Raw genomic sequence first — 8,269 nt, 5'->3', positions numbered from 1 at the left:
CCTTTAACAACGTTGCCCTTAACATAGTAGCAGGTGCTGACGGAGAACTTCCTACAAAAAATATCAAGATGGCCAGACGTGCTACATCCGGCGGGCAGAAGGCATATAGATATATAAAAGAAGTGCCTCTGGTTGCTGAAGATATCATGTCAGATATCAGTACTATTGTGAAATGGGACGATTCAGCAGTTGAAGCTGCAAAGCTCATTGTAGAGGATAACTCAAGGGTCCTGCCAGTAGAAAAGGATAACGAGATCGTTGGTGTTATCCGAAGGAAGGACCTGATAAGGATAGCTCAGTGAAGGAACAAAAACTAATACAACCTGAAGGTGAAAGACATGGAAGTAAAGGACATAATGACAGAACCACCAACTATCAGTAAATCAGATACTCTTTCCCACGCACTTGATATTATGGAAAAGAAAGAAATGCGTCGGGCCCTCGTGAAACATGAGGAGAAGGTAGTTGGTATCCTTACTATGAGAAACCTCACCAGAGAACTCGGTACCCGGAAGAAGGGAAGCATGCCTGCATCCTCACTTCATGTAGCAACAGCTGTTTCTGATAACTTTGTGAAGGTTTTTCCGGATGTAAAGGTAAAGGACGCTGTCACCCTTATTGACAAGAACCAGGGAGTTATCATCGTCTGCAAGGATGAAAATGTTATGGGTTGGGTAACACCTGCAGAACTCCTCAAGACTAACAACTTCAATGGTTTTGCTGGCGAGTTCATGCAGAGAGAACCTGTGATCGCAAGTCCTGGTGACCGTGTGAGCCATATCAGGCATCTGATGCTGGATAAGAATGTAGGAAGGATCCCCATTATAGAGAATGGCAAACTGGCAGGAATTGTCACCGAAAAAGATGTTGTTAAGGCCATGAGGGCTTTCAGGGACATAGTTTCGGGCAATCAGCAGGAAGCCAGGATAAAGAACCTGATCGTTGCAGACATCATGAAGAGAAGCGTAAAGACAGTTAATACGAACACTCCCCTTTCAGATGTGGCAAAGATGATGCTTGCAGATAATATCGGAGGTCTTCCTGTGCTAAATCTTGAAGGTGAGTTCGTAGGCTTTATCACCAGAAGGAATCTGGTACATGCAATGGCACAGTGAACATGGAGAACTATCCGCAAACAGAACTGGATATTGAGAATGCTGCATCTTTTCTGGGCATTTCTGCTCAAAGGATGCAGGAGCTTATGGAAAGAAGAGTGTTGGTACCGAACTGGAACGAGTACCAACACCTATTCCGTTTTGAGCATAAGGCTTTGCATATTGATATTGGAAGTGTCCTTGTGCAAAAGAACGATGATTTCAGTCTTATTCTTGGATTTCCAAAGATCAAAAGGGCAATGTTACTCGGACCTGCCATCAAGTTCAACTTCTGTGATATAAAGAGGGTGGCAGTAGAAGAAAAAATGAATGGCTACAATGTACGAGTGATCTTGCTGGATGGGAAGCTTGCAGCTCTTACACGCAGCGGCCATGTGTGTCCTTATTCTTCGGAGAAAGCTAATGATCTGTTAGACCATAGTTTTTTCACTGAGAACCCGCAACTTGTGGTATATGGAGAAATGGTAGGTCCTGATAACCCTTACGTACCCAAGGAAATATACGGTATTGAATCTCTGGAACTCTTTGTTTTTGATATCAGACATAAGGACACGGGTTTACCCTTGCCATTGTATGAGCGCAGGAAACTTGCTGAAAAATATGGCTTCAGGCAGGTTAGACTTTTTGGAGAATTCGACATCCTGGAAGCTCCCTCCATGATCACAGATATCATCCGGGAAATTGGGAGAAAAGGACATGAAGGGGTAGTGATCAAGGACCCAAAGATGGTATTGCAACCAATGAAATACACTGCTTCTCAGAGCAATTGCTCTGATCTGCAACATGCCATGAAAGTGTATAATGAAAGTGGAAGAGATTTCATATTCTCCAGAATAGTCAGAGAGGGTTTCCAATCGGTGGAATGGGACGAGAGTGAAAAGGATTTCAGAAAACGTTGTCTTCAACTGGGTGAAAGTATCCTGAGACCTATGAAAGAATCCATAATAAAAGTAAGGGATGGAGGGAGAGTTGCAGAAGAGTTCACTATCAGGGTGAAAGACAGAGCAACCATATCAAAGTTCGAGGAATATATGAGAAGGCTTGGAATGGACATAGTGTTCAGTGAACCTAAGACCGTGGGTAATGAATATCTTGTACACATGACAAAGGTAAACAAGAGCACCAGTGATAAGACATTGGCCATGTGGGAAGGCCAGTTGTGGTCATGAAAAAAGATATATCTGTATGATAGTATTCGTAACCTCATAAAGACCAGGTGCCAATATGACAAAGATCACTATAACAGGAAGCCAGCAAAGCGGAAAGACAACACTTGCCGCAAAACTGGGAAAGAAAGGGAATGTATCGGATTTCACAATGTATGATTTTGCCAAGGGCGACAAGATAATGACTATCATAGACCCCACCGGATATCCAGATTCCGTTAAGCCATTGATATCCTCGCTTACCCTTTCCGATATCGCCATCCTATGCGTGCCTCCCACAGGTCTGGATGCTTATGCAGGGGAATGTATCGTCTGCCTGGAGTGCATGGGTTACAAACATGGACTTGTACTGCTTACAAAATCTGATACCACTTACCCGCAGGCAACAGATGAATTGAAGGCAAAGCTGCAGAAGATCACAAAAGGTACGGTACTTGAGCATTGGGAGTATATGGCAGTTTCCACTAAAACCTTTGAGGGTATGGAAGAGCTCAAGGAAAAGATCTTCAGTATGGGTGAAACGATCGATGAAGAGGACCGGAAAAAAGCCACTCTTCCAACAAGGATCATAGTAGACCAATCCTTTAATGTCACTGGGATCGGATGTGTTGTGCTTGGTGTTGTGATGCAGGGCACTGTCAATGCAAAAGACAAAATGACAGCTTATCCCACCAGGAAACCTCTGGAGATCAGGTCGATACAGATGCACGATGTGGATGTTAAAACTGCACCCAACGGAGCAAGAGTGGGCCTTGCTCTTAAGGGAATACAATCAAAGGATATAGACAGAGGCCATGTTCTTTCCCTTGAGGAAATGGTCAGTGAGAATCTAAAAATAAAATGCAAACTCTCACCTTTCTCTAAGGGTTTCAATACTGGGAGTGTGTTGCACGTATTCGTTGGACTGCAATCATCTCCTATGCGTGTCAACAGCATAGAGAAAAATGGGACCATGGTGGAAAAAGCTTCTGCTGGAAATGAATATGTCCTTCAGTTGATAGGTACGAAAGAAATATCTTATTCGCAACAGGACAGGTTCATACTCACAGATCTGGACGAAAAACAAAGGTTCTTAGGCTTTGGTTCCCTTTGAACATGATCATTTTTTAGGGGAAAGGTGTTTGATCCCGTCCAGCATGGACGGCCTTTCTACTGCTTTTGTAAGAGAGGTATTCTCAGGCAGGTCTGTAAGCTGGGGTCTTTCTAAAGGAGCCGGGGAACCTCCCTGAGAAGTATCTCTTTTTCTGAAGGAATTGTCGATCCCTGAACTATTATGAGATTGCGGGAGCAGTACCGATGAAGAGGCAGGTAATGATTTATCCTTATCTGCCACTCTCTTAGAAAGACCTGCCTTCATATCACGTTCTCTGGTTCTGGCACCCTCTGCTCGTCCGGTTTCATAGTTTTCCCTGACAGACTGCCCCAGATCACCTTGGGACGCAAACTCGTAAAGTGAGTTGAACCTCTCCTTTACCCATCCGATCTCTGAATGCTTATGATAACCCACCTCAAAACCCAGTTCATAAGAACTCTTTATGAGTGTCTGTTTCTGAGGTTCTGTGAGCTCTCTTTTACTTTCCTTTTTCTTAAAGATCTTGACCATTGGATCAATCCATTATTCCAGATATCCTTCGATCTTCAGACCCTTATCAGTGAACTGTACTGTGCGCATGTTACAATCATGCTTTGTTCCTCTCATTTTGATAATTTGTACTGCTCTGGTCATATTCTTATCATAGAGGAAATTGTGCATGAAGATGACCCCATGTGCTGCGAACTGCTCAGTTGAGTAGGCTGTCGGATCGGTCAGTTCTCCTATCAGTATTGTGGTACATCCAAGCTTCTTGAGATTACGTATGAACCTTGTCATTTCCTTTTCCTGTAAAGAAAGGTCCTTTGTTGTAAAACGGATAGCAGATACGGAATCCAATACAAGCCTTTTTACATCATATTCTGCCACATAAGCAGCAATTTCCTTAAATACCATTGCAGGAGAAGGAGCCTCACTTTCAAGGGAAGTTCTGCTGACCTCATATTGAGGCGATACAGACTCGTTGAGTTCGTCCATATATCCGTATTCCATTCTCGGACCCAGGTCTGCGAACAGGAGTTTCCTCATTTTTATAAGTGGGATGACGTTCATTGAATAATTGGACATGTCATCAATGATGTTCTGAGGACTTTCCAGTAAGGTCACATACAGACCTACATCACCAAGTGCAGCACCATGAGCAAGGAATTGTACACAGAATGTAGTTTTACCGCTGCCCGGGGGGCCACTCACAAGATAAACCCTTTCAGAGAGCAGACCTCCCTGGACAAGTTCATCAAAACCTTCAATTCCAGTTTGTATTCTCATCCTTAATCCTCATCTATGATGGAATACACTAATATAATTATAAACTAATATATAAGACACACGTTCACAATCTAATTGAAACCTGATGGAACATGAATAATAAAGAAGAAAATGACTTTCACATCGTCTGGCATGAAATTCGATGGTCGTCCAAAATATTCATACTAGCTATGTTCATCGCCTGGATGACAAGCATGCTGTTCTATTTCCTGAGCCTGGCGACAGCATCACCTGAACCTGTAAATGATGCCATAACCTCTACCGCTGCAATGGCCATGAAGAAAGTCAACTCTGCTGCAGAACACCTGGATCTGATGTGGTCGATCTTTCTGTTCAATTCACTGGCAGTTATAACAGCCTCTGTGGGAAACGGATTGTTACCATTCATCCAGAATATCTCTATTGCTGAACTGAAGGTGAGGGCACATCACCAAAAATACACGACTTTCTCAGTGAAAGTGGAACAATTATTTCAGCTTGCCAGCACCCTCATAAAAGATAGTACCCAACGGTTGGACCCCGGAATTGCCAGGTTAAGAGATCAGGACAATTCTGAAACAGAGGATTCGATATGGAAACGCGCAAAATACAGCAAAGAACACTTCAGATTACTCGCTTATGTTATCCCATATCTCATTCCTGTCATAACACTAACATTGAATGGAATGCTCCTTGGGATCATGTTCTCCTTCTTCATTTTTAATGGAACACTATCTTCCTACAACCTGATAGGACCGCCAGGTATTGGACAGGGGATTCTTTTTTCTGTGTCTTATTTCCTGGCCTTCATCCTGCCACATGGAATAATAGAGCTGCCGGTCATAATCATGGCTGGAGCCCTTGGATATAGGTTTGCCAGAGTTTATTCTGACAAAATAGTCGAAGATAAACTGTTGTCAGGAAATGAGGCTGAAAGCCTTGAAAAAGATATATCATATCTGAATAGCATTGCCACAGAGTACATTAGATCTTCTTACCTGCGGACCATGGTAAGCGGGATGTTGATCTTGCTCCTGGTAGCCGCTTACATAGAAACGAACATCACACCAAACGTGGCCCGGCAAGTGGCAGATCTTATAAGCCGGCTGCTATTCTGAATGAGATATCATATACCAGACATCTTTATACCCGCTGCTATATTTTGCAGTAACTGCGAAGCTATCTGCTGAGAGGGCCATGATCCCAGACCACAATCAGGGCCTACATACTTTATCCTTTCACCAAAGATCGAATAGGCTTTTTCGAGCCTTTTGGAGATAACATCCGGAGTTTCAAGCTCAGTAACGATCTCCTGAAGACGTGATGTATCCTTCCAGACATTGGTACCATACTTGTCATTGAGGACCGAAACGAGATTAGAAATATCGGTCCTTGCAATGCCTACCCTCAGGAAAGAATCTGATTCATCGAGCACCTTTTTATCAATAAGATCAAGATATGAAGGATGACCTGCTGATTCAACGCCTATAACATTTATCTGGGAAGTATCACAGGCGAGTTTATAGTGTAGGGGGGAATGCAAGTGTATCTGCACATCGATCCCTTTACGGTGAGCAGACCGGGTGGCGATCTTAAGAGCTTGTATGAGTTCATCATCATCGAACATGATCTGGGGATTGATGCCAATACTTGGCTCGTCTATGGAAACCACGCTTATGTTCAGATATCCTGAATTCTCAATGGAAGTTTTCAGAAAACGGTCTACACTCTCTGCTAATAGATAGAGGATATCGGTATATTCCGTTCCTCCAAACTCTTTCAGGTACATTTCAAGGGGACCTGTTACACATACCCTGGTATTTTGCTTCTCTCCATGAGATTGCATGTGCATTTGAGCCGCTGGCTGGACAGCTTCCAGCTCTACTATCCTGGCAGCTTTTTCTTTGACCTTGAAAGGCTCTTCTGTATTTTCCGGATCCCTGATAACAGAAAGGAACTGTTCGTTCATGTCCTGATATTGGGGATAGGTAGGAGCCTCAACCCCTGCATCTACCTTTTGCTGGAATGCAGCATTGATGATCTGGAACAGTTTTTCGCGCTCCGAGTGTTTTGAAAATGCCTTTTGTACCCATTCCTTTGTTACTCCCTGAGGAAGCGGGTAACTACCTATGTCATCAAAGATCACATTATTCATGCCTTAGAATTGAAACAGCAACGAAATATAAGTTTTGGGACAAAAAAGTAGAAGAAATGAGATCTTTAAGATCTGCGGTGAATTCAGTCCTGTCTTAATTTTCCCTTCTTAGCAACGTGTTCAACATAATAGTCCACACATTTCTGTGAGTAATCAATGGAAACCTTGGACATATGAGCAACGATCTCACTTAAAGGCCTTTCAACTTGTATAGTGCGCCTGGGTATACCGTATTTTTCATTGTGCCTTGCTACGGTCTCAAGCATAATGTTCTGCAATTGTAATACATCCAGCTTTTCCGAGGGAGAGAGTTTTTCGAAATCTTCCATTATCTTCCGTATGCGGTCCTTATCCTTTTCATCTACCTCTAATTCGGAAATGGGGTGCTTGATGTGCTCCTCCACTCTATCACCATTAACAGTGTATACTTCATTGGTTAAAATACTTGCCGATAAATTTCATAAATAATATAAAAATAAATTTATCTTTAAAGTGATTAAGGAAGGGTGAACAATACACCCATTTCCTTTAAGGTCGCTGAGACTTCATTGAATGCTACAAACATTTCCTTGCGATGCAGATCAATGTCTTTTACACGAGGTTCAGATTCAAACCAGATCTCTTTCTCAGTCTGCCCGCGAGTAATAGTAATGCATGCCAGCATATCGGACTTTGTCAACCTGTATACTGAATCAATACCTGTAGGAGTAACCCATTCATGATACTTCCCCGTGATATCCTTAACGAATTTGTTCCAATTGACCGTAGCAGAAGCTTCCAGAATAAGGTACAAATGAGCACGGTCACCTGTAATTTCCTCTGTCATGACCTTTAGCATCTTCTTGTACTGGGGATCTGCCTCATCGACAACGATCTTTTTCTCCAGTTCTTTTGCAGCTTCTTTGAAGAACGGAGCGAGATTGACAGTGTCCGATGGTTTTGTGGCCAGGGAAACACCAAAGAAGGCTATGCCACTTAGGGACATTCCCAATATTACTCCATGATTGGAAAGCACAGGATGTATGGAATCCAGATAAGCGGGAGCAAAGGCTGGAGTATTAGCAAGATCAAATACAGTAAGAGCTACCTGCGCAACAAAGCCGACTATAAGGCCTGCAAGGGCACCTTCCTTTGTAGCCCTCTTCCAGTAAAGTCCCCCCATCATAGGGAAGAAATATGCGGCACTGGCAATGAAAGTAGCTATGTGGATGGCATCGATGATACCATCGATATAGAAAGACCCTATTGTCGCACCTGCAACTATTATTAGTACGCTCACCCTGTTGACAGCGAGCATCTCCTTCATGGTAGCATCGGGCTTTATGTACCTCTGATAAATGTCGCGGGATAGACAGGAACCTCCGGAAGTTGCAAAAGTGTCTGTAGAAGACATTGCAGCTGCTGCCAGGCCTATACCTGCCAGACCTATAAGAAGAGGAGAGAAATGCTCAAAGATGTAAACGAGCAGTGCAGGTTCTGCCTGGGCCATTGCACC

10 protein-coding genes are annotated in these 8,269 nt (G+C 43.2%); 5 read left to right on the top strand and 5 right to left on the bottom strand.

Annotation, left to right across the window (positions count from 1 at the left end):
* The 4 genes from AB7U21_RS08455 to AB7U21_RS08440 all read left to right on the top strand — a co-directional run.
* Positions 1-302: CBS domain-containing protein (locus tag AB7U21_RS08455; RefSeq protein ID WP_428388283.1), on the top strand; the 302-nt coding region annotated here is incomplete at its 5' end.
* Positions 303-338: 36 nt separating this feature from the next.
* A complete protein-coding gene (locus AB7U21_RS08450; RefSeq protein ID WP_333787616.1) occupies positions 339-1,115 on the top strand; it encodes a CBS domain-containing protein in 777 nt (258 codons plus the stop codon).
* A gap of 2 nt (positions 1,116-1,117) precedes the next feature.
* Positions 1,118-2,284, top strand: a complete 1,167-nt coding sequence (locus AB7U21_RS08445) for an RNA ligase (protein ID WP_428388280.1) — start codon at positions 1,118-1,120, stop codon at positions 2,282-2,284.
* A 55-nt stretch (positions 2,285-2,339) separates the two neighbouring features.
* The gene (locus AB7U21_RS08440; RefSeq protein ID WP_333787617.1) at positions 2,340-3,374 is read left to right on the top strand and encodes an EF-Tu/IF-2/RF-3 family GTPase; all 1,035 of its coding nucleotides are present in this window, start codon (positions 2,340-2,342) and stop codon (positions 3,372-3,374) included.
* A gap of 6 nt (positions 3,375-3,380) precedes the next feature.
* Here AB7U21_RS08440 and AB7U21_RS08435 read toward each other — a convergent pair whose 3' ends face one another.
* Both AB7U21_RS08435 and AB7U21_RS08430 read right to left on the bottom strand, forming a co-directional pair.
* Positions 3,381-3,884, bottom strand: coding sequence for a hypothetical protein (locus AB7U21_RS08435; protein WP_428388277.1), 504 nt, complete (start codon positions 3,882-3,884; stop codon positions 3,381-3,383).
* 12 nt (positions 3,885-3,896) lie between these two features.
* Entirely contained in the window at positions 3,897-4,640 is a 744-nt protein-coding gene (locus AB7U21_RS08430; RefSeq protein ID WP_333787619.1) for an RAD55 family ATPase, read from the bottom strand.
* A 185-nt stretch (positions 4,641-4,825) separates the two neighbouring features.
* On the opposite strand from AB7U21_RS08430, the gene AB7U21_RS08425 reads away from it, so the two are divergent.
* Complete coding sequence (locus AB7U21_RS08425; RefSeq protein WP_428388275.1) at positions 4,826-5,737, top strand: stage II sporulation protein M; 912 nt, start codon at positions 4,826-4,828, stop codon at positions 5,735-5,737.
* Positions 5,738-5,745: 8 nt separating this feature from the next.
* Here the strand turns inward: AB7U21_RS08425 and AB7U21_RS08420 are convergent, their stop codons facing one another.
* The 3 genes from AB7U21_RS08420 to AB7U21_RS08410 all read right to left on the bottom strand — a co-directional run.
* Positions 5,746-6,774: a methionine synthase gene (locus tag AB7U21_RS08420; protein WP_333787621.1), complete on the bottom strand. Its 1,029-nt coding sequence runs from the start codon at positions 6,772-6,774 to the stop codon at positions 5,746-5,748.
* Positions 6,775-6,857: 83 nt separating this feature from the next.
* Entirely contained in the window at positions 6,858-7,178 is a 321-nt protein-coding gene (locus AB7U21_RS08415) for a hypothetical protein (RefSeq protein WP_333787622.1), read from the bottom strand.
* 92 nt (positions 7,179-7,270) lie between these two features.
* Positions 7,271-8,269: sodium:solute symporter family transporter (locus AB7U21_RS08410; protein ID WP_428388272.1), on the bottom strand; the 999-nt coding region annotated here is incomplete at its 5' end.

Origin of the sequence: Methanomethylovorans sp., from assembly GCF_050177135.1 — an archaeon.
Classification (GTDB): domain Archaea; phylum Halobacteriota; class Methanosarcinia; order Methanosarcinales; family Methanosarcinaceae; genus Methanomethylovorans.
The sequence above is the reverse complement of the archived record's forward strand: the minus strand, read 5'-3'. Positions and strand labels throughout refer to the sequence as shown.

Coding starts and splice junctions, on each gene's coding strand:
- AB7U21_RS08450 (WP_333787616.1), top strand. CDS start 339: ATGGAAGTAAAGGACATAATGACAGAACCACCAACTATCAGTAAATCA.
- AB7U21_RS08445 (WP_428388280.1), top strand. CDS start 1,118: ATGGAGAACTATCCGCAAACAGAACTGGATATTGAGAATGCTGCATCT.
- AB7U21_RS08440 (WP_333787617.1), top strand. CDS start 2,340: ATGACAAAGATCACTATAACAGGAAGCCAGCAAAGCGGAAAGACAACA.
- AB7U21_RS08435 (WP_428388277.1), bottom strand. CDS start 3,884: ATGGTCAAGATCTTTAAGAAAAAGGAAAGTAAAAGAGAGCTCACAGAA.
- AB7U21_RS08430 (WP_333787619.1), bottom strand. CDS start 4,640: ATGAGAATACAAACTGGAATTGAAGGTTTTGATGAACTTGTCCAGGGA.
- AB7U21_RS08425 (WP_428388275.1), top strand. CDS start 4,826: ATGACAAGCATGCTGTTCTATTTCCTGAGCCTGGCGACAGCATCACCT.
- AB7U21_RS08420 (WP_333787621.1), bottom strand. CDS start 6,774: ATGAATAATGTGATCTTTGATGACATAGGTAGTTACCCGCTTCCTCAG.